This is a genomic window from Nitrospira sp. (assembly GCA_024760525.1).
In the GTDB taxonomy this organism is placed as follows: domain Bacteria; phylum Nitrospirota; class Nitrospiria; order Nitrospirales; family Nitrospiraceae; genus Nitrospira_D.
On record CP060499.1, the window covers coordinates 2,535,206 to 2,557,501 of the forward strand.

Sequence of the window (22,296 nt, forward strand, 5' to 3'; positions counted from 1 at the left end):
GTCGCTTTAGAGATGCGCCGCCTCCACGGCAAACGCCGCTTCCTTTCCTGAGATCGCTTGGTCAAGTTGGACCAACCCGTCATACGTCGGGGCGAGCGCGCGCAGCGTCTCATACTCTTGGCGTGCGCCCACGATCTGTTCTCCTCGAACCAGCACACCGGCCAGCGCATAGCGAACCGACAGGTCGGCCGGATTGCGCAAGAGATAACGACGCAAGTGCTCACCCACCTCCTGCCAGCGGTTTTGTGCCGTACCGGCCCGCAGCAACCAATGGATCGCTTCTGCATCATCAGGATTATCGGCGAGGACCTGACGGAACCGTTCCCAGGCGCCCTGTGCGTAGGCCCTCCCCATTGCCGCCATTCCCATACCCATCAGGCATTTCTTACGATCCGCTCCTTGCCGAAGAGCCGAGGCAAATGTCGCTTCAGCCTGCTGATACTGTTCCCGCTGCATGGACAGAATACCGCTCAGCAAGAGACCATCCGCATGATCGGGGGAGGCATCCAGCAACATTCTCAGATGACTTTCCGCATCCGTGTAATTCTTCTGCTCAATCAACGTGCGGACCAACGCGGCCCGGTCGGCAGGCGAATCCGCCAATGCCAAATAGCGGGAGAGGAACCGCACACGCAAGACCGGCTCTTTCAGCTTTTCGGCAACCATGGCGCCCCAGGACAAGACATAGTGGTCGTTCGGCCAATCCTCAGCCAAACTAAGCTCGCGGCGCACGGCTTGCCAGTCTTGCTTTAGGGCAGCGGTCTGCGCCGCCGCCACATGCGCCCAGGCAGCACGATCCTTGATGCCGTCAATCAGCTGCATGTCGCAGCCTAACTGCCCGTCCCGGAAGATGCGTTTCAGTTTGTACCCGTCTACATGGAAATGCCTATCCTCATCGGCCGTCCACCATTGCGCTCCCCACCGCTTTAAAAAGCGAGCGGCGTTCGCGTCATCGTGTATTTTCCGTCCCGGAGTTTGACTTTCGAGATGCACGACGATACTTCGCGGTTGATAGACGACCAGATGCCCACGGTCCTTCACTTTCAAGCAAAGATCCGCATCTTCGAATCCGTTCACATACTCTTCGTCGAATCCGCCCACCTCTTCGAACAAGCCTCGGCGGATCAACAAACAGGCAGCCGTGACGATTTGGAACTCGCGCCGCTGGTTGACGGCGGGGTGGTCCCCGGCGAAAAATTTGTAGATATGGTACGGCAAGCGATCCTGGCAGTCCCGAATGACGCCGGCATGTTGAATGGTCCCGTCGGGATACAGAAGTTTGCTGCCGACAATGCCCACCTCGGAGTGGGCGTCCACTTCGGACACCAATGCCGAGAGCCAGCCGGGTTGTGGGATCGTGTCGTTGTTCAGAAAAACCAGATAGCGTCCCTCTGCCGCTCGCGCGCCTTGGTTGCACGCCTTGGCGAAGCCGAGGTTCTCCTGATTCGTGAGGACGCGAATATCGCCGTCCAGTTGTTTTAGAAACTCCGCCGTACCATCGGTCGATCCGTTGTCCACGACGATCACTTCATACTCCGGCTGGTCGTGGATCTGTGACAATGCCGTCAGACAACCCCTGGTCATCTCCAAGCGATTCCACACCGGCATGACGATAGAGCACACATAGGGCTTTCTGGATTTCCTCGCATGAAATCCTTCAAGACGCCTCTGTTGGGCTTCCCGTACACCGGCAATGGGTTCCGCGTAAGGGGCATACTTCCGATAAATGATCTCGGTCGTACGCCGATAGGTATCCTTGGTCCCGCTCGTCATGGAGGTGCCGTCATTCCGCCACGTAAACTCCGCCGTCGTCACATTCAAATGCTTGAACGGAAACCGAGTCGCCATCCTGATCCACAGGTCCCAATCCTCGTGCGCGAAGAGTGATTCGTCGAAGAACCCGACCTCGTCCACGCACTGCCGCGCATGCATGACACACAACACCGGGAAGTAGTTGCAGACCAGCAGATCCACCGGATTGAACTCGCGCGAGTACGGCACGTCCCTCCCGGTTTCGACATATGCCCCGTCGATCTGCCGCTCATGCACTCGCCATGCATCGGTATACGCGACACGGCACTCTTGACGATCCAGATACGTGACGAGAGTCTCAAGATGATGGGGGAGATAGCGATCGTCGTCGTCAAGATACGCGATATAGATGCCCTTCGCCGCGCGAAGTCCGCTGTTGCGAGCCGCGGCCAACCCTCGGTTCCGATCGTGACAGACGGTCGTGATGCGATGCCGATCGGAACAGTCGGCGATGACGGGCCCCACGTCGCACCCTGCGTCGTTGACGACGATGATCTCGAAATCCTGGTACGTCTGTAAGGCCAGGCTCGCGAGAGCCGTACGGAGGCGATCAGGGCGGTTGTACGTCGGGACGATGACGGTGACCTTGGGGGCGCGCGTCATGAAAGTGTGGCGCGGGGCGGCTGTGCGCTGGCACACCCACACTTGATAAATAGGCAGCAGATTCATGGCGCCCAAGTCGGCCGGGGTGGGCGCCGGCACATACCGTAATCGAGGGATCTCTACGTAAATGCGCTCAAGCCCCATGTCGACAAATCCCTGCGACGCGAAAAGCCCGCGTAACTGGTCTTCGGTCACCCAGTCCTCCACGGGCTGATTCGGTGGCGCGATCGTCTTCCACTGTTCCCACATTTCGCCGCGCGGCGTCGTGAGAATGAGATACCCGTCCGGCTCGAGCAGTCGGGCAAGTTGCGCAAGGAACATTTCCTTTTGTCCGTGCGGGACGTGCTCGATCACTTCCGAGGTCAAAATTACGTCATAGGGCAAGAAGTCAGACCGCTGCAAAATGCTCTCCGGTGTCCCGGTTTCGAACCGGAGATGCGGAAACAGCTTGCGGGCATGTTCGACGACGCCGGCGACCGGCTCGACCCCTTCGCAGCTTCCGTACATGGTCGCAAGATTCGTCAACCAACCTCGTCCACATCCTACATCCAGGATACGCAGCAACCGGCCTGGCTCCCCTTGTTGCACTCGGCGGAGGATGTGTTCCAGAAAGGAAGCGATCTTGCTCCACCGCGCGGCTTCGTCGGCATTCGGATGTGGTGATGACCAGGCCGGAGCCTTGACAAACAAATCGACATAGAACTGATCGTTGTGACTCGATTCTTTGTCGATACCTTGCCCGTATTCTCTTTCCTTCATCGCCCCATCCTTTGCCGGCCGCCGTGTCGCCTGCGGCGCCTGTGTGTGCTTCTTGCCACCCTCAACCGCGACCGCCGCCTGAACCCGTTGAGCGAGAGATGCCATGCCATTTCGAATGACGTCCGGCATGCTGAACGAACCAGGAAGCGTTCCCCGCTCGATCACATCGATCCATCCCTGTAAAACGTCGCCCCACTGATAACAGGCTTGCCAATGCTGAAAACCGAGATCGGCGAGCGCATGACGAAACTCCGGCTCCTGCATGAACAGGCGAATGTGAGACAAAAAGGTATCCAGCTCGGCGATGATTCCACCGGCCTGTTCGTGGACAGTTCCGCACCCCGGTGTGGTAAGCCAGGCCAATCGATGACTCATCGCTTCCAAAACGCAGAGCGGCGAGGCTTCGCAGCGCGAGGCCAAGACCAGGAGATCCGCCTCCTGCATCGCGGCGGCCACTTCTTCCGCCGACAACCCCGGGATATAGAGGACATCGGGACGAGCGCGCAACATTTCCTGAACTTCTCGCACATAGGCGCTTTCTTCGCCGGGTCGGCCTACCATCACCAGCTTGGCTCCCGTCGGAAGATCGTCGAGGGCACGCAACAGACCCGGATGATTCTTGACCGAATAAAGGTTGGCGACGTGAAGAATCACGAAGGCGTCTGCCGAAATTCGATATGTAGATCGAAACGTTCCCTTCGGGACGACGGCAGTGACCCCATTGGGCACATAGACCGTCGGAATGCCGTGCTCCCGCAGAAAGCGTGCATCCGGTCCGTGCTGCGACAGGGTCACAACCGCCCGCGCTCGCCGAGCGAGCGTGAGGAATACAGGTCGGACGAAATCCTCCTTGACCAGGTCACGATAGGACTGTTCATTCATCGTCGGCTGAATGATCAATGCCGTCTCGGCAGGAAGGGGATTCGTCAATGCCCCATAGAACAGTGCATTGGACGGATCCCCAAGCAGAATGCACGCCGCATACCGACCGGTCTGCAGCAGGCGGTCGATTTGGAGAATGCAGATGCGAAGGTCTCCGGCCATTTGGTCATGGTTAGCGACCGTGATGATCGTGAGACCGCGATACTCCTCATGACCGCGTTCAGCAACCGGATAGGTCGCCACATCGACGTGATAGCCATGGGTGACGAGGCCCACTCCCAATTCTTCTGCCACACGCTGCACCCCGCCTACCGACGGCCAAAAAAACGGGGTGACGAGGAGCACACGTTTTTGCCCGTCCGGTCGGGGTGATTCAACAACCGACGGCATGGATGAGGGATTCACGGGCGCTTCTGACTGCCGGCCGGTCTTCCACCTCACCTGATCGAACGGAATCGGCTGATTCGTGACCGGCTTGCCGGATTTTTGCGCATCATACGCCTGCGTGACGGGTGGCTGTTGCATGAATAGGCGTTTGAACACATCCAGTTCATGGTACGCATAGTACCGGGCATCTTTCTCCCGGTCGTCCGCCAATGGAGCATGGACAATGCCATGAACGGCGCCCAACAGCGCGAACAGTTGCAACGGATCGCCGGTTTCCCGGAAGCGCTCGACTTTCCGCCGTATATCGGAGGTCAGGACGTTCCATTGCCGGATGTCCTTCTCATACATCGTCTTGTAACGGCGGTAGATGGTTTCGATCGTATAGTGTGTGCCATGGCGGCCTTTGACATCCGGGTGCAAAATCCACTTGATGCCCCGCGCACCCATCTGATCGAGCAAGTCCATTTCACTGGCCTTCACATCCTGGAATGACAACTCTTTGAACATCGCCGCGCGGTAGATCTTCACGCCCTGAATCGTGAGCTCACGATCGTCGTCATACAGATGAAAGCAAATCATACCGACATGATCCGGCGCCGCCTTCATCGCGGCCTCCATTGTGGCGACGGCGTCCGGCGCGAGGATCATGTCTTCGTCGACCTGAATACAATAGGGTGTGCGGCAACGTCTGATCATTTCCTGGGCGGCCGCGCTGAACGGACTGACATTATGGATGATCTCCAGCTTGAAGGGTGCACCCCGCTGAGCCGCCAAGGCCGCCTTGCAATCCGGAAACGCCGGATCTCCCACTGTGAGCACGAAGACCGTGGTCATGGGTGTGACCTTCTCGTCGATTGCGGCTGCGGTCGGCGGAGCGATCGCCTCGGGCGTACGTCCGTGCCGGTCACGGGCCTCTTCCTCCTTGCAAGGCCTGAGGGTACGTCCACCCTCAATCCAACTCAGCCATTGCCGTCCGCGATGCTCGGTCGTGTGATCCCGGAGCAGCGCTGCGCGAGCCTTTCCGGCAATATCTTGCGCATAGCCGGCATCGCGTGCGATTCGTTCTAGGTGCTCTTTCAAGGCTTTCGGAGTGTCTTTTGGGTAGAGCAAGATTTCTTGCCCGTGCTTGAAGAGCGCGGAGGTCTGAGGTCTGCGAGGGATCTCCCAGGAGACCGCCGGACGTCCGGCCGCCATGGCTTCCACGACACGTCCGGCATAGGCTTGAAAGAGACTGGGAAGATTGACGACGGCACTCCATGTCTTCAGACTCGTCAACCAATTGACGAAGATGGCTTCTCGCAGACGGCGCCATAGACCTACATATTCCGTGAGTGCAACCGGATCAGGACGCCACCCGGACTGCAACCGTTCGGACATCTGCCGATGTAACGTATCGAAAAGTTGAGGAAACTGAGTCGACGCTTCCGCGGACGGAGGATGAATCAGCAAATTCTTCAAATCAGGTCTCGTCAACCACTCCTTCCGCTCTCCATACAGTTCCCCATGAAACACCGCCTCACGGCGGGACGGTCGCTCGATCGTCGCGCTAATGAAGCGAGATGGTACGGCCGCCGGCCAGAATAATGCTTGGACCAGACCTGCTTGATTCAACAAATCGGCATCGCGCTCATCCGCCGCCAGCGCATGCGTCATATAGCTCAGCTGTCGCTCGACAAAACTCGCTCGTTCCCGCAAGTGTGGCCAGCGGCGGTAGTCCTCTTCGCTATACCGTAATGACTCCATGATAAGGCCGACCCGCACCGGCGCCAGTTCGGCGAGCCATTCGAGACACGTCTCAGAGTACCGGTTATGGACCAGCCATACCCAGACTTGGTCGAATCGTTGACCGGCCAGAAGGTCTTTCGCATGGTGTAACCAGGATGACGGCGAGCCGTCGGGCGCGTCGCAGAAAACCGGAAGCGTCACACACTCGCACCCATTGGCCCGAAGACCGTCCTCAACGGCGAAGTTTCCCACGTACGACCAGGCTTTGGCCTGCGCCCATTTGCTGAACTCCAACTGCACCAGAAGCACTTTCGGTTTCACCACACCTGCATCGTGCTCCACCGCGGTTCGCAACTTGATTTGTCCGCCGGTGAATACTTGCTGTCGGCGTCGCCGCCATTCCTCGAAGGCCGGATCGTCCGCTCGTCTTGACGTCAAATGCGGAGGTATCCGGTCTTGCGCGCAAACGAACCGGGAGAAATCGACGGAGCTCCAGCGATCCCCCTCTCTGCGGACCGCCCAAAATCCCACGATGTTGGACACCGTGCCAAGCAGTTCACCCACAGCCAAGGTGACACCTGGATGGAACTCCTTGCCCGTCGCGGGATCGCGGATGTAATCGGCCTCGAGTTGCGTGCGGGCATAGCCGATATCGATCTCTGAGAGCTGTAGCTCAAGGTCATCGCCGCAAAGAATTCCGCCATCACGGACGAGTTCGAAGGCGGCTTCAAGATCCCTCCGCACGGCGGCGTAGCTATGATCTCCATCGATGAACACCACGTCGAACGCATGACGCGGAAACATGGGCAGCATGGCGCCGCTGTCTCCTCTCTGCGCGAGGACGATATCGTCATACCCCGCCGAGCTGACATTGTGGAGGAACAGATCGTAGATCGTGTCGTTCGCCAGAGCGGCCGACATGGCGCGGTAGACCGGCGCATCCGGGCGCTTCGCTGGATCAAAATACGGCTTCCACGGATCCACGCATACGACGCGGCCCTGTCGCCGGTGATGGCGGGCGAGCGCTTCCGCCCACGTGATGGCTGAGCCCCCGGCCCAAGACCCCACTTCGAGAATGTCGAAGCGCCGGGTCCCCACTCGCGACGACTCATACCGTATCAGTTCCTGCATGGCGACGTGCCGAAGAGGAAGCCCCTGCGAAGCCCACATGATCGGGCCGAAATAGGGCCGCCTCGTCTCACGGCAGAACTCGTAATACTCGAGTATTGAACGGTCCTCGGAGGACAGTCCGGCTAATGGGTTGAGATCACGTTGTGTCACAGTATGCTCACGGTTGCATCGGTTTCACGACATCGGGATACTCGGGGCTCATCCAACCTTCCGCCGGTTCGATCAGCATGTTGTTCTTGAACTCCTCACGAGAGATATAGGGGTACATGTCCTCGATCGGCGTCTTCCATCCGAAAATTCTCGGTTCGTACGTATGGTACTCATCCATGTCCACGTCGCACACGACGGGCCCATCGTGACGCAGCACTGCGTCGATCCGGGCGTCCATTTCCGCATGATTGGCGATCGTCACGGTTTTGATCCCGTAGGCCTGAGCCAACTTGACGAAATTCGGCGGCCGATAGCCTTTCGGCCCGCAGGCCTCCGCCCGGCCCTGGAAGTTTGTTTCCTGATAGGCTTTCGTAATCCCGTAGATATGGTTGTTCAGGATGAATGTCTTGACCTTGACTCCGTAGTTCACGAATGTTTGCATTTCCTGAAGGTTCATGTTGAACCCGCCGTCGCCGATCGTACAGACCACCTGTTTGGAGGGATCGGCAAACCAAGCCCCCATGGCGCCCGCAAATGAAAAGCCCATGGGTGAGTTGCCGTTGTTCGTCAGGTTCCGCTGGCCGTACTTCGTTTCGAACGCATGGTTGCTGACGACAATGTTGCCGCCGCAATCACCGACGAGAATGTCGCGCTCGCCCAATTTTTCCGACAGGCGCCGCATGAAGGCATAGGGATGCACCCGTTCCCGCTGCTCGAAAAACTCCGGTCGGACCGGATCGTATTTGCGCTTCCAGTTCATGACCCGTTGAGTCCATTCAGCGCGATCAGGCAATGGTTTTCGCGACCGTTCCAGCGCACTGAGGAGCCTTCGAATGAAGACTTTTGCGTTGCAAAGAATGTTGACGTCGAAGGGAACTTGCTGAAACTTCCGCTGCACCATGGCCGGATCGATCTCAACGAGATACTTCCTGGCTCCCCGCGCGAAACTCTGCACGTTGCCCCCGGTGATGCGGCCCGAGATCCTGCTTCCGATCGACAGGAGTAGATCGCTGTTCTGAATGCCGAAATTGCGCCCGGCTCCACCGTAAGTCCCGACCCGCCCGCCGTACCACTCATAATCGGAAGTAATGACGTCCAATGCGTTCCAGGTTGGGAAACAGGGAATCCTCAGTCGACGGCCCAATTCCCGCACGTCGTCCTGTGCGTCGGCGAGGCGTACACCGCCGCCGACGAGGATCACAGGCCGCTCGGCCGAACGCAGATCGTCGAGTAATCGTTCGATCTGTGAGTCGACCACCTCAGGATCGAACGCGGCCGTCGCCGGAATATCGAACCCGACGAGTTGTTTGGCATCGACTGTGGCTTTCTGAACATCGAGTGGAATATCGAGCAACACCGGCCCCGGCCGCCCGCTCTGACACAACCACAGGGCCTTCTCCAACTCGTAACGGACGTCTTCAGGCCTCATGATCATCTTGGCGTATTTGGTCACAGGAGCCGCCATCGCCACGATGTCTGTTTCTTGAAATCCAATCTGTCTGATCGAAGGGTCGGGGCGCAGAAACCGCGAGTTGATCTGCCCGGTCAAAAACACGCAGGGAATCGAATCGTAGAAACAATTTCCCATCGATGTGAGAAGATTCATCCCGCCGGGACCGCTGGTCGCGATGGCGACCCCGGGAATGCCCTTCACCTTGGCATAGGCTTCCGCGGCAAACCCACCGGCCTGCTCATGCATGACCGCGACATATTCGGTTGCGGCGGTCCTGGTAAAGGCATCAATGAGATCGCCGTTGGCCGCGCCGTAGACGACGAACATCTTGTCGATGCCACGTTCGGCCAAGGTATTGATGATAAAGTCCGCGACTTTGATCATGCTGTTCTCCTCCTCGAATTATGAGACCGCCGAAGCGACTGACTCATGGTGCCGACGCTGAATCCTCCGGGCGCACATATCGAGCACGTGCTGGACGACCGCGGAACCGAAGGTCCGTTGCATCATCGCCAAGTACCCCGCGTGAGTGAAATACTCCTGAAACGCTCGATCTCTGAAATCCAAGACCTGCGTGGACCGAAGGGCCTCCGTCGGCAACGGCAGACAGTCGTAGGCATGCTGCGAATAGCCGATCCAGCCCGGTCCCCCGATATCGTCTGGTAACGGCCAGTGCTTCTGCTTGGCCAAGTCGTACAGCGGCGAGCCGGGGTACGCCATGGCGCAATAGAAGTTGGCCCATTCCGTATTCAGCTTGAGCGCCAGATCCAGCGTGGAGCGCATACTGTCGAGATCATCATCCGGTAGACCGAAGATGTAATTGGCCGCCACATGAATGCCATGCGACTGGATTTTTCTGACGGTCGAAACGATTTCCCGGTCGCCGAAGCGGCCTTTTTCGACACCGTCCCGCACGTGCTGACTACCCGACTCGATGCCCAATCCAAGCCAATTGAAACCCGCGGCTTTGAGGCGCTCGAGCACCTGATCCTGTACGGTATCCACGCGCGCATAGGCCCACAGATTGAGATGATATCCACGCTCGATGATCCGGTCGCAGATACCGAGCACATGCCGGCGATTTAAGACGAACATCTCGTCCGGAATCTTGATATTGGTCACGCCGAACTCGTTCACTAAACGATCGATCTGCCCGATCACGTTGTCCGGACTCCAAGTCCTCAGCATGGGCGTTTCAAAGGGGGCATTGATGCAACAGAACGAACACTTGAAGGGACAACCCAAGCTGGTCTGCAACGACGCGTAGGGGCTGCGGGAATCCAAATGATGAAAGCAATGCCAGTTATGGGCGCGGTACTTCGTCATGTCGAGGATCTCCCAGGCTTGTCCCGGCAACGTGCCGTCAAGATCCATGATGAGCGGCGCAGGCGGAGTGGAAGTCGGCCGGCTTCCATCCAGATACCAGAGGCCCGGCACATCGTTCAGTCGACGTCCCTTCCCGAGCAGGAGTTCGAGTAGTCCAAGTACCGTATGAGGCCCCTCACCCTGGCAGACGTAGGTATAGGGCTCTTCCTCCAACGTTCGTTTCGGAAGGGCCGAGGGATGGGTCCCGATGACCAGCGTCGGAATGTCGCCCAGTTCGTTCAGTCGTTCACAAACCAGCCGGCCTGCCGGCATGCATTGCGTAGAAGCAGACGGTTGTTGCCCATAGATCACGAAGACGACGAGGGTGGGATCGGCGGCGGCGATCGCCTCAGCGGTCTGCCGGTGGCTGAAGCCGGAGGCCTCCGCATCGAGAATGGCAGCTTCATAACCCTGCCTGCGGATGAACGCGGCGAGCAAGCCGGCCCAGACCGGCGGCTCGATCGCAGCAAGATCCTTGCTGAGATCTTGATAGACCTGGACTCGGCTCGGAGGTGCGACAAACAGGACATCAAGCGGCTTTGACACAACTGACTCCTAACTCGCCGGCCAATTCCACGACCCGACGCGTCCCTTCCATGACATCGTGTTCCCACCCACACGTCGCGATCCGCACGAAGCCCTCACAGCCGATCCCAAAGCTTCTCCCTGGCGTGACGGCTGTGTGCCGTTCTTCGAGCAGACGCCTGCAGAATGTGACGTCGTCGAGACCGGTCCGACTGATATCCACGAAGAGATAGAATCCCGATTCCGGCACCACGCAGCGAACGATGCCCGAACGGTTGACCATGTCGGCGCACGCGGCTGTGATACGGCGGCATTGCGCTTTCACCCCTTCCGTATATTCATCAAGGACCGACAACCCGGCCAGGCACCCGACTTGGGTAAAAATGGGAAGGCATGAGATAAGAGTGGACGTGGACAAGGCTAGTTTTTCCACCACGGCTGGATGCGCCTGGGCATAGCCGACGCGATAGCCGGGAACAGAAAACACCTTCGAGAATGAGGACATCACCACGAGCTGCGACGAATCACATGAAGCAAGGCTGAAAAATGGCCGTCCAAACGCGATCTCGGCGTAGGTTTCATCGCTGAGAAGCCAAATGCGTTCCTCGTCACACCGCCGCGCCAATAGCCTCAGCATGGATTCGGTATAGACGGCGCCGGTTGGATTGTTCGCCGAGTTGACGATCATGGCCTTCGGTCTCGCCGCAAGGGCCACCTCGATCTGTGATTCGTCCAGGTGAAATCCATTCTTCTGGAACAACGGGACCGGAATGACCGTAAGCCCGATATGAGAAGCCGCCGCCCAATAGGACGGGAACGCAGGGGTAAACAACACAACCCGATCCCGGGAATTGCATGTGAGTTCAAGAAACTGACTGATGATCAAGTTAGCGGGACTGATGGCGATCGAATTCCCCTCGATTCGACGATCTGTTTGTCGTGAGACGCGCTCTGCGATCCCGTCTCGCAGCTCCCGAATACCGGCCATGGGCGCGTAGCCAACCTGCTTGGCCTGGATGGCCTGAAGGGTAGCCTCCATGATTTCATGAGGCGGAGGCATTCGTGGATTTCCAAGTTCGAGGTGGTAGATCGTATGACCTTCTCGTTCAAGCGCTTGGGCGCGATCCATGACCTTAAACATCTCCTGACCGATCAGACGTTCAGCACGCTCCGAGAATGGCAGGGCCTTCATCAAGCTGGTCGTCATCCTCGTGCCCTCGCGCATCTATCGCCGCCCGAGTGGGAAAAGCGGTTCTCTCGAGTGGAGTCCGTGGAGCACGAACCCGCCAGAAATTCGGCAAGCCGTTCCGGCGTGCCAATGTCATGCAGCGGCCCATGGCTGACAAATCCACTGACTCCCGACGGAATCAGCGTTGGAAGCCAGTCTATTTCGAGTGAGCAGGGCTTGACCGCCGGAATCAACTCGATCGCCGACCGATCGAACACATAGATGCCGGCATTGTGATACCCCCCTGATCGGTCCGCTCCCTTTTCCCTGAATGCGGTGATGCGATGCTGCGCATCCATCGTGACGCTACCGGTATCGCGGCGATGATCGGCTTTGATCAACGTGAGCGTGGCGCGGGACTTTGTCTCGGCATGGCGGGCCAGCAGCTTGCGCAGATCGACAGCACAGACGGAATCTCCATTGGCAACCACAACGGTATCGCTCGTAATCAATGGTGACGCATGTCGAAGGGCTCCAGCCGTTCCCAAAGGGGTGTGTTCCCGAGAAAAGATCAGTTCGAACGTGCACGGACGATTCGCATACCATTCCTCAAGCTGATGCCCCAAATGCCCGGTGCACAGAATGACACGTCCAATCCCTTGCTTCAGAAATGGGGCGATCACGAATTCGATGAACGGACGTTCCTTGATCATCGCCAACGACTTGGGCCGGTCGCTCAGAACCGAACGCAATCGAGTCCCTTGCCCTCCGCAGAGGACGAGCAGATCTGGAGCATCGATCCGATCCACATTCATGCTGCCTTCCCCATTCGCGTCGACCGCGAAGAGAGCAGCGTGTCCCGCTCATCCTGCCAGGCCGACTCTCGCTGTAGGAGAGGGTCTTGTTGATAAAATACGATCTGACTGCCGAGCGCTTCGAAGCGAAACGGAACCTCCAGCAAGCCGGGCAATGCCGCTCTGATTTGCCCATGAATTTCGGGTTTCGCAAACAACAGCATGAACCCTCCCCCGCCGGCCCCCAGTAATTTGCCTCCCGTTGCCCCCGCGCGCCGGGCGGCCTCATAGATGTCGTCGATCATCGGAGTGGTTATTTTGGACGTCAGGCTGCGTTTGACCATCCAGGCTTCATGCAGCAATTCGCCAAAGTCCGCAAGATCGTGATCGCCTCCGAGGATAGAGACGCCTTCCTGGACCATCTGGAGCATGGCGAACAGCTCCACCCGCCGTTGCTTGGTACGTTCAATCTGTTCCTTGGCGATCTCCGACGCCGTGCGGGAGAAACCGGTGAAATACAACAGCAGATGATTCTGGAATTGGGAAAGCCGTTCAGGGTTCATCACGATCGGGGTGTAGCCGATTTCTCCACTCTGAAAAAAGTTGATACGGCATAACCCTCCGTGCGCGGCCATGACCTGGTCTTGGCACCCGACAGCTTCCTGCAACACATCTTGCTCAATGTGAATGGCGACACGGGCCAATTCCGCCTTGCTCGGCATACGGTGCCGCAAGGCATACAACGAATGAAGCAGGCCGACGGTGAACGATGAGCTCGATCCCAGACCGGTGCGCGCGGGCAGGTCCCCATCGTGATGAATCTCCAACCCTTCCTCGACATTCAAATATTGCAGCACCCCCCGCACGGCCGGATGTTCGATGTCGCTGTTGGACTTCGTTTCTTCGATGCGCGAATAGGCAATGCGCGTTTTGTGATCGAAAAACGGCGGCAAATACCGGCAAGAGATGTAACAATACTTATCGATCGTGGTCGCCAATACTGCGCCGCCGTGTTCGCGAAACCAGACCGGATAGTCGGTGCCGCCCCCGAAGAACGAAATGCGGAACGGAGTGCGGCTGATAATCATGGCGTTCCCACCCGATTACACGTTGCCATAGACTGTTCCACTGACGACGGTGTAACACTTGACCAACTCCCGGATGCCTTGACTCAACGACCAGTCGGGCCGGAATCCGGTCGAGAGAATCCGTTCATTCGAGACGAGATAGTCGCGCTTGTCGGGGTCTTCTCCGATCGGAGCTTCGAAAAACACGAATTGCGGCAAGACCCGCTGGATTTCCGCACATAATTGAAGCTTGGACAGATTGGCGTCATCCAAGCCAACGTTGTATGGCCGGTTTTTCATCGACTCGAACTGCTGGATGGAATGCAGAAACGCTTTGACGACGTCGCGGATATGAATGTAGTTGCGCTTGCAGTGTCCTTCGAACACCACCACGGCACGGTCGTGGACGGCACGCCATACGAAATCGTTGACCAACAGATCCATCCGCATCCGAGGCGAGGCTCCGAACACCGTCGCCAGCCGAAGTGTAATGCTGTTTCCGCGATCCAACACGGCCTGTTCGGCCTTCACCTTCGTCTCACCATAGAGGCTGATCGGCCTCAACGGAGAGGCTTCAGTGCAAGGAACGCCCGGTTGCCCGATGCCATAGCCGCTGTTGGTAACAGGAAACACGATGCGTTGGCTCAGCGACGAGAGCTTGCACAACATGTGAACGGCTTCACAATTGATGGTAGCGGCACCGATTCTGTCGCGATCACACAGCGGAGCACCGACCAAAGCCGCGAGCGGAATGATGACGTCGGCATCGCGCAGCAACTCCGTCATAAGGCGTTCGTCGCGGCAATCCCCCCGCACCACGCGGAATGCATCGGAACAACAGCAGTCCAGCAGGCTGTTTTGTCGGTACAGGAAATTGTCGAGCGCCGTGACGCGATAGCCTCGATCGAGGAGCTGCCGGCAAAGGACTGATCCGATGTAGCCCGCGCCTCCGGTGACAAGCACATGTGCGGTTGTCGTGGTCATCGATGGATCATCCTTTATGGGCAAATGCGCCGCGTGGCGGCGCTCCCGCTGTTTCGGCCGAGGATGCATGCTGGATATACCAGCGGACTGTCTCCGCGAGTCCGTTTCTGAGGTCGGTAAACCGAAATCCTGGAAAGCGTGAGGAAAACCATGCGCTCTGTAGTCGCTTGATCGGGACTCCTTCAGGCTGACCCTCATCGAAGAAGATCGGCCCCGTATAGTTCATGACACCCGCAATGGTTTCAGCAAGCGACCGGATGGTGATGCCCGAATCCGCCGCAACAATCGTGGTTGAAGGTTCGAGATGCATTTCGACGGCTTCCAATGCCACGCGCGCAACGTCCCGTGCAAAAATGAATTGCCTGACTGCCCGCCCGCTCCCCCACACGACATACGGCGCACCCGTCGTCTTGGCTCTCCAACAGCGCCCGATCAGCGACCCGACGACATGCGCATGCTCGGAATCGAAGGAGTCATGAGGCCCGTACATGGTCACGGGCGTCAGTGTCGTCCATGCCAACCCGTCCTCCTTCGCCGCCAGTCGCGTATGGAGATCCAGCATGCGCTTCGCATAGCCGTACCCGGCGTTGCCGTCGTAGGGGCACGCCGACTGAAGATCGTCTTCGGTTGTCGCGCGATCGGAAAACATCGGAAATGCGCAGCTTGAAAGGATGCTCACCAATCTTGGGATACGAAGCTCACGGGCCACCGACAACACGGATGTGTTGATGAGCGCGTTGTCCTCGAAAAAACGACTGTTCTGCGTAGTATTGGCTTTTACCCCCCCGACCACACCTGCGAGATGCAACAACTTCCCCGGGTGCAGGTCTTCCAGCAACGCCTTCGCCACATCGCGACGGCGCAGATCGCCGTCCGCCCCGGTCAAAAACACGGCCTGAGGGCGCAATGTCCTCACAGCCGATCCCAATAAACCAGACCCGCCGGTCACGACCAGAGGTCCCGTCATGCAACCTCCATAACCGTCCGAGAGATGGCGGCAATATCGTCCGTGGTCAACCCTGCATGGTTGGGCAGGAAAAACCCGCAATGATGGACTCGATCGGCGACGGGAAAACTGGTCACGCCATACCGACTGGCCCAGAAGGGATGAAGCCCCAAATTGCCGGCGGAGAAGATGCGGGTCTCGATACCGTGCTTGACGAGATTTTCCACAATGCGCCGCCGTTGCTCCCGAGAATCGGCAATCAACCCGACCGAAATACTCGCCACTTGACTGCCGTCCGGAGGCCGCTGCACATAAAAGGATGCTCCGAGATGCTCGAGATAGCGCGTGTGGTTGCGCCGTCGCTGCTCCGTCATCCAGTCCAGTTTTTCGAGCTGACCGATACCGAGAAAGGCGTTGATATCGGTCGACCGGAGGTTGAATCCCGGTTCATAGAACACGAACGGGGAATGAAAGTCGTCGATCAGATGTTGCGTCACCAGCGCGCGGTGGGTGGCGGGATCCAGATCCTTGCTCCACCCATGGCTCCGGAGCATCAGAAGAAGATCCGCAAGCGATTTGTCGTCCGTGGAAACCATGCCCCCTTCTACCGTCGACATTTGGTGCCCGAAGTAGAACGAGAAGCTCGCCAGATCTCCGAACGATCCGATCCGGCGGCCCTCGTAGGTGGCCCCGATCGCCGCGCACGCGTCCTCCATCAGCACAAACCCATACCGGTCTCGCAACGCCAGCAATTCCCGCATCTTATGCGGAACACCCAGGACCTGAACCAGCATGACCGTCTGAGCCTGATGGCGTTGGAGCAGTGTCTCAAGATGGTTCAAATCCAGGCCGAACGTCTCCGGATCGGCCTCGCACATGATCGGTTCAAAACCGAATTGTATGGCCGGTGCAATCGACGTCACCCAGCCGACACTGGGGACGATCACTTTCTTGTTACGCAACCGCCCGGAGACGAGCAGCGTGTAGTACATCAAGAGATTGGCCGACGATCCGGAATTGCAATACACGGAGTACGGGCGGGCCAACCAGCTTGACCAACGCGACTCAAAGTCGCGGGTGACGGCACCCTTCGTTAATCGGGGATACGTGCGAAGCCACTGGATCAAGCGATCGATGTCGTGGCGGTCGATCGTGTCGTACGCCAGACACCACCGAGGATTCAGCTCGCGCTGTGTCGTACCGAGGCCATCCATGGCGCTCCCTCCTGATCAGCCTGACTCGCTGTTCAGGCTGAAGCGCAAGAGTTCAAGATATGTGCCATTGCCGTCGCACAATATATGGAGGTTGAATGTCGGCTTGTGCGCCCGTGCACGAGTCATTCGGCAGTATTTGCCGACCGATACGGTACAAAAGTCCTTGGGATGGAAGATAAAGGTCGGTGGTTACAGAACCGGTTGCGAGCCCGATTTCTGTGTCGTCCATTGTTCAATCGCCTGCCGCACAGATCCGCCCCAGCCCCGATATTCGATGTACTCCAGTTCATTGAATCGAAACTCGACACCGATTAGGTCGTTGCCATTTCGCGTCTCCGCGCTCTTGACGAGGCCCGTCAGGTTGGTAATATGCCCCAGGCCAGGCAGCTCGAACTCCAAGCGGACTGTAATTCCCGATCGCAACCATGAAGGTCTTTGGGCCAACAACACACTGCACCCTCCCTCACTGAGGTCTTTGAGCAAACCACCAAGATAGTCGCCGCTGGACAGCGTGGACACGGACGCATTGCCCGCGCCGGTTCGCATCAATAGGATCGGCTCATTGGACGACACGCGTTCATGCTTGCGCAGATGCATTTCCTCCACGAGCTTCGGATAGGCGATGAACAGCAATGGCACCGGCGAAAGAGTCAGATCGCGTATCTCGCTGTGGTATCCGACCAGCTTGCCGTCATGAAGATAGCTGATAATGCATGGCGTGCCTCCGGAGACTTGCTGATCATAACCGAGTTGTAGCGGTCGTTCGCAGACCAGCCAAGCGTGATCCTTCCACCCTAGAAGGGTCGAGCCATACGTCACCTTTTGTTGATCAATGGTGAGGGATACTTTCAGCGACAATCCGACCGACAAGAAGGAATCCGCAGGGGGAACAGACACGGCAACGTCATTCATGATGATCGTTCCTCAGCTCTCAGTCGACACAAACCGACTCTGATGAACTCTATCGGAACGTTCCGGGCCGATCTTGAGGAACCAGGATCGATCACACCGGCTCAGAACCGATCACAACACATCTCGATGCAAGGATAACGATCAAGTTCGACGCATCCTTCGCCGATAACACACACGAGGCCTCTCTTCAGTCGGCACGCCCGACCGGAGACACTTCTGACTCGGAGTCCAAGACATATGGCAATCAAGCGCATTCCGATCGAGCAGCTGATTCCAGGCATGTACATCATCGAGATGGATGTCCCTTGGTATCGAACCCCGTTCCTCTCGCATAAGCGAATGATCAAGGATCTCCAGACCATCGAACTCATGAAGCAACATGGGATTAGGATGGTGACGATCGATACCAGTAAAGGATGCGATATTTCATCAGAGGCTCCGGCGAATACGCCGCCCACGGCAGACCGGCAACAGGCCACCCCGGACGCATCCACTCCTCCGAACCCCAGCACCGAACGTCCATCGGAGTCGAAGCAGCCTGACGATCATACCGTGACGATCGTCTATGCACAGGCTCACGAAGCTGTCGAACGCATTTTCGAAGAGCTTGAACGCGGAGTTCCTCCGACTTTCGAGACCACCAAGGCGATCGTCTCGAATGTGCTGGCACAAATCCTCAGCGACCGCACCGCCATGGCCACACAGGTCGCCATTCAGAAAATCAAACAGTTCGATCGGTCATTGACGGCTCATGCGCTGGATACTTGCGTCCTGTCCCTCGTCGTGGCCATTGAAAGCGGGGTGGAGCAACCGCTGCTCGAACAAATCGGTATCGGCGCGTTACTCCACGACGCAGGGTATGTTCGCCTGCCACGAAATCTTGTTCGCAAACGGGAAGAATGCACCGGACAAGACAAGACACTTCTGGAACAGCATTGTAAATTGGGGGTGACGCTTCTCTCCGAGCATCCCGGCATGCCCGAGGACGTCTTGCGCATCGTCAGGGAGCATCATGAACGCGCCGATGGAAGCGGCTATCCGGCCGGCCTAGGCAATGATCAGATCTCACGCCACGCGCAGATCGTCGGCATCGTCAATTACTATGACGGCATGGTCAGTCGACACGGATCTCGTCCCGCCATGATTCCACACGATGCCGTGCGGCAACTCTTTCTAGCCGGCGAAAAAGGACAGTTCGAAAAATCTCTAGTGGAACTGATGATTCGGAGCATCGGCGTCTATCCGGTCGGAAGTCTGGTCAAGCTGAATACCGGCGAACAGGCAGTCGTAATCGGAGCCAACCCTCAGCAACGGCTCAAGCCTCTTGTGAAAATCACGACCGACCCACAAGGAGGATCCTATACGACGCCTCTCGAGATTGACCTGGCCGTGCCGTCCCCCGACCGCACGGTGCGAACGGTGCTGCGCGTCCTCGACCCGGCCAAAGAACGCATGAACATCGGCATACATCTGGACCAAACTCTGTCACGAGCCGCTTGATGAAACGGTCTGGACGGAAGCGAATAACATATCGACATCGAATCGCAGTCGCTCCGCCGGGTGTGTTCCCCATGGTGGATCTATTCGAAGGGCTGCCTCTCGCCTGCATCGTCCTCAACGCCGATCTCACGATTCAGACCGCCAACCGAGAGGGGCTTCGGTTGCTCGGGCCACGGTCAACTTCCCGCGTCCCGAAATCATTTCCGGCTCTGTGGTCCAGGCTCACTCGATCCGATGCCGCGACGATTACGTCACAGCTGACCGGAGCGCTCAAAGGCCGTCCCGCCTCGGCGACACAACAACTCTTTTTGAGAGGGAGGATCGCTCCCGTCCCGGTGGAGTGGACTTGCGCCCCAGCCATGCACGATGGGATGAGTGTTTTGGTCGTCAGTCTGCGAGACCTGTCGTATGAAGTGGAACTGGAACACGACCGTGATCGCTTGGCCGCCATTGCCGAGGAAAGCCCCTCTCCGATCATCGAGCTGGATCGGCACGCGAGCTTGTCGTATGCCAACCCGGCGATGATCTCGTTGCTCTCCCGATTCGGATACAGTCCCGAAGGGTTTCCCAATGTGGTACCCGGTCGGCTTCCGGACATCGTGCAGCGCTGTCTCACGACTCGGCACATCCTGCACGGCGAAGAAGTCGTCCTCCCGGGTGCCAGCTTTGTATGGACCTTTTGTCCGGTTCCAATCTTTGGAGTGGTTCGAGGCTACGCCACCGACATGACGAGCGTCCGTGAGACACAGCAGGCGCTCCAACTGTCGGCCGAGGAGCTTCGCCATAGCAACCAACGCCTCGACCGGGCTCTCGATGAGGCAAAAGAATCCGCACGGGTCAAAACGGCGTTCCTCGCAACGGTCAGCCATGAACTGCGAACCCCCATGAACGGCGTCATCGGAATGACGAGTTTGTTGATGGAAACAAACTTGACGCCTGAACAGCAATCCTACGCGGAAACCATCCGGCTGTGCGGTGAGGCGCTGCTTGAGTTGATCAACGATGTGCTGGAATGCAGCAAGATCGAGGCGGGTAAACTGGAGTTGGAGTGCCTCGATTTCAACTTGCGGACGACGGTCGAGCAAGTATTGGCGCAATTTGCCGAACGGGCCGAGACGAAAGGGCTGGAACTGACCGGACTCGTGCACGCGGCGGTTCCGACCGGGCTCAAAGGCGATCCAGGACGGCTGCGCCAGATACTGACCAACCTTGTGGCCAACGCCGTGAAGTTTACCGACAAAGGCGAAGTGACCCTGCAGGCTTTCCTCGAGGAAGACCTCGCCGATGCCGCCGTCATCCGTTTCGAAGTCACGGATAGCGGTATCGGCATCAGTCCGGATACTCAAGCCAAGCTATTCCGTCCATTTGTCCAAGCAGACAGCTCGACGACGAGGAAGTACGGCGGGACCGGCCTCGGCCTTTCGATTTCCAAGCAACTCGTGGAATTGATGGGAGGACAAATCGGAGTCCGCAGCGTCGCAGGACAAGGAAGCACCTTCTGGTGCACCGCGCGACTCTCGAAACAAGCCGGCTCTCCCCACGCTATTCTGCCGACTGGAGATCTTGCCGGGAAACGAGTCTTGATCGTCGATGACAACGAATCGAATCGTTTGATTTTGCACCATTTGGTCTCAGGTTGGGGCATGGTTGACGACCTTGCGGAAGACGCCGAAGCGGGCTTGGAACGGATCACGCAGTCAACGCAGCGAGGAGAGCCATACGATCTCGCCATCTTGGATGTGGTCATGCCGGGAAAGGACGGGTTGCAGCTCGCGCGAGAACTGCAATATCACCCTGAAGGGTCAGGAATCCGCCTTGTGGTCATGACCTCGATACTGCAACGGGGCCACGCAGAACAGGCTCGCCAGGCCGGTGCGATGGGCTACCTGCCGAAGCCGGTCCGCCATGACGAACTGCGCGACTGTCTAAAAACCGTGCTCGGCGTACCCGAGAGCCAGGAACAGAGAGACACCCAGACCCTGGCAGTCGTCCCGCAACTCATTACGAGGCATACGGTCGCGGAAAATGTCCAGCATCGGCGTGTGCTGGTGGTGGAAGACAATCTCGTGAATCAGAAACTCGCGGTGCGCATGGTGGAGAAACTGGGATACCAGCCGGACGTCGTCGACAATGGCCAAGAGGCTTTGGTAGCGCTGGCAAAGGGAGACTATGCCGCCATCCTGATGGATTGTCAGATGCCGATTTTGGATGGATTTGAAACAACCCGAAGCATCCGAGAACGTGAACAGTCAGTCGAGCTTCCTCACACGCTCGATGAGGGTGTCGCTCGTTCAACCGGTACGCCGTATGCGATCCCGCATATTCCGATCATCGCGGTGACGGCAAATGCCATGCAAGGGGATCGCGAGCGCTGCTTGGCGGCCGGGATGGACGATTATCTCTCCAAACCAATCAAACTGAACGAACTGCGAGCCGCACTTTCACGTTGGATCCCCACATCGTCCGATACGAGTGCCTCTCTATCCGAGGAGCCTCTTTCTCCCACGACCGACCCCGTACGGGGCATTTTTGACCCCGCGAAAATGTACCAGAATATCGGGCGCGACAACGAATTGTTCGCTCAACTCGTCTGCCTGTTTCTCGATCGACACCAAACGATGCTGGCCGACATCAGAACGGCGTTGACCAATGCCGACTCGACCGCCGTTGAGCGGGCGGCGCATTCCTTCAAGGGTACAGCGGGAAATCTATGCGCCTCCGAGGTGGGACTCACCGCCGGCCGTCTCGAAGCGGTCGGTCGCCTGAATACACTCCATGATGCGCCCCCCGTCTATGCGCAACTCGAGCTCGAAGTCGCTCGGCTCGTCCGTGTGCTGGAAGCCTACCGGCAGGGATACCAGCCTCTCCCCCGAGCAGCCGCGTAAGGTAACCACCCTCCTCGACAACACAGTACCTACT

At 58.0% G+C, this 22,296-nt stretch carries 12 protein-coding genes; 2 read left to right on the forward strand and 10 right to left on the reverse strand.

The features are described from left to right. Positions 1-6: 6 nt before the first annotated feature. The 10 genes from H8K04_11865 to H8K04_11910 all read right to left on the reverse strand — a co-directional run bounded on the left by H8K04_11865 (position 7) and on the right by H8K04_11910 (position 17,877). On the reverse strand, positions 7-7,449 hold the full coding sequence (locus tag H8K04_11865) for a glycosyltransferase (GenBank protein UVT14544.1): 7,443 nt from the start codon (positions 7,447-7,449) through the stop codon (positions 7-9). A gap of 7 nt (positions 7,450-7,456) precedes the next feature. Continuing rightward, the gene (locus H8K04_11870; GenBank protein UVT14545.1) at positions 7,457-9,286 is read right to left on the reverse strand and encodes a thiamine pyrophosphate-binding protein; all 1,830 of its coding nucleotides are present in this window, start codon (positions 9,284-9,286) and stop codon (positions 7,457-7,459) included. Between the two features lie 18 nt (positions 9,287-9,304). Continuing rightward, the gene (locus H8K04_11875) at positions 9,305-10,813 is read right to left on the reverse strand and encodes a cobalamin B12-binding domain-containing protein (protein UVT14546.1); all 1,509 of its coding nucleotides are present in this window, start codon (positions 10,811-10,813) and stop codon (positions 9,305-9,307) included. After that, on the reverse strand, positions 10,797-11,999 hold the full coding sequence (locus H8K04_11880) for a pyridoxal phosphate-dependent aminotransferase (protein UVT14547.1): 1,203 nt from the start codon (positions 11,997-11,999) through the stop codon (positions 10,797-10,799). Before H8K04_11880 ends, H8K04_11875 begins: the two co-directional genes overlap by 17 nt. Continuing rightward, the gene (locus H8K04_11885; protein UVT14548.1) at positions 11,996-12,775 is read right to left on the reverse strand and encodes an NTP transferase domain-containing protein; all 780 of its coding nucleotides are present in this window, start codon (positions 12,773-12,775) and stop codon (positions 11,996-11,998) included. The genes H8K04_11880 and H8K04_11885 overlap by 4 nt, the downstream gene beginning before the upstream one ends. Beyond that, positions 12,772-13,842 carry a kinase gene (locus tag H8K04_11890; protein UVT14549.1) on the reverse strand — a complete coding sequence of 357 codons (1,071 nt, stop codon included), beginning with the start codon at positions 13,840-13,842 and terminating at the stop codon, positions 12,772-12,774. Before H8K04_11890 ends, H8K04_11885 begins: the two co-directional genes overlap by 4 nt. 15 nt (positions 13,843-13,857) lie before the next feature. Next, positions 13,858-14,805, reverse strand: a complete 948-nt coding sequence (locus tag H8K04_11895) for an SDR family oxidoreductase (GenBank protein UVT14550.1) — start codon at positions 14,803-14,805, stop codon at positions 13,858-13,860. Between the two features lie 7 nt (positions 14,806-14,812). After that, positions 14,813-15,772, reverse strand: a complete 960-nt coding sequence (locus tag H8K04_11900) for an NAD-dependent epimerase/dehydratase family protein (protein UVT14551.1) — start codon at positions 15,770-15,772, stop codon at positions 14,813-14,815. Then, a complete protein-coding gene (locus H8K04_11905) occupies positions 15,769-16,965 on the reverse strand; it encodes a DegT/DnrJ/EryC1/StrS family aminotransferase (protein ID UVT14552.1) in 1,197 nt (398 codons plus the stop codon). The genes H8K04_11900 and H8K04_11905 overlap by 4 nt, the downstream gene beginning before the upstream one ends. Before the next feature lie 189 nt (positions 16,966-17,154). Next, a complete protein-coding gene (locus H8K04_11910; GenBank protein ID UVT14553.1) occupies positions 17,155-17,877 on the reverse strand; it encodes a flagellar brake protein in 723 nt (240 codons plus the stop codon). Between the two features lie 237 nt (positions 17,878-18,114). On the opposite strand from H8K04_11910, the gene H8K04_11915 reads away from it, so the two are divergent. Together H8K04_11915 and H8K04_11920 are read left to right on the forward strand one after the other, a co-directional pair. After that, a complete protein-coding gene (locus H8K04_11915) occupies positions 18,115-19,377 on the forward strand; it encodes a DUF3391 domain-containing protein (protein ID UVT14554.1) in 1,263 nt (420 codons plus the stop codon). Beyond that, positions 19,377-22,262, forward strand: a complete 2,886-nt coding sequence (locus H8K04_11920; GenBank protein ID UVT14555.1) for a response regulator — start codon at positions 19,377-19,379, stop codon at positions 22,260-22,262. Before H8K04_11915 ends, H8K04_11920 begins: the two co-directional genes overlap by 1 nt. Positions 22,263-22,296: the final 34 nt, after the last annotated feature.

What these genes read in the sequence shown, in the direction of transcription:
- H8K04_11870 (UVT14545.1), bottom strand. Translation starts at nt 9,286, where the DNA reads ATGATCAAAGTCGCGGACTTTATCATCAATACCTTGGCCGAACGTGGC.
- H8K04_11880 (UVT14547.1), bottom strand. Translation starts at nt 11,999, where the DNA reads ATGACGACCAGCTTGATGAAGGCCCTGCCATTCTCGGAGCGTGCTGAA.
- H8K04_11885 (UVT14548.1), bottom strand. Translation starts at nt 12,775, where the DNA reads ATGAATGTGGATCGGATCGATGCTCCAGATCTGCTCGTCCTCTGCGGA.
- H8K04_11890 (UVT14549.1), bottom strand. Translation starts at nt 13,842, where the DNA reads ATGATTATCAGCCGCACTCCGTTCCGCATTTCGTTCTTCGGGGGCGGC.
- H8K04_11895 (UVT14550.1), bottom strand. Translation starts at nt 14,805, where the DNA reads ATGACCACGACAACCGCACATGTGCTTGTCACCGGAGGCGCGGGCTAC.
- H8K04_11900 (UVT14551.1), bottom strand. Translation starts at nt 15,772, where the DNA reads ATGACGGGACCTCTGGTCGTGACCGGCGGGTCTGGTTTATTGGGATCG.
- H8K04_11905 (UVT14552.1), bottom strand. Translation starts at nt 16,965, where the DNA reads ATGGATGGCCTCGGTACGACACAGCGCGAGCTGAATCCTCGGTGGTGT.
- H8K04_11910 (UVT14553.1), bottom strand. Translation starts at nt 17,877, where the DNA reads ATGAATGACGTTGCCGTGTCTGTTCCCCCTGCGGATTCCTTCTTGTCG.
- H8K04_11915 (UVT14554.1), top strand. Translation starts at nt 18,115, where the DNA reads ATGGCAATCAAGCGCATTCCGATCGAGCAGCTGATTCCAGGCATGTAC.
- H8K04_11920 (UVT14555.1), top strand. Translation starts at nt 19,377, where the DNA reads ATGAAACGGTCTGGACGGAAGCGAATAACATATCGACATCGAATCGCA.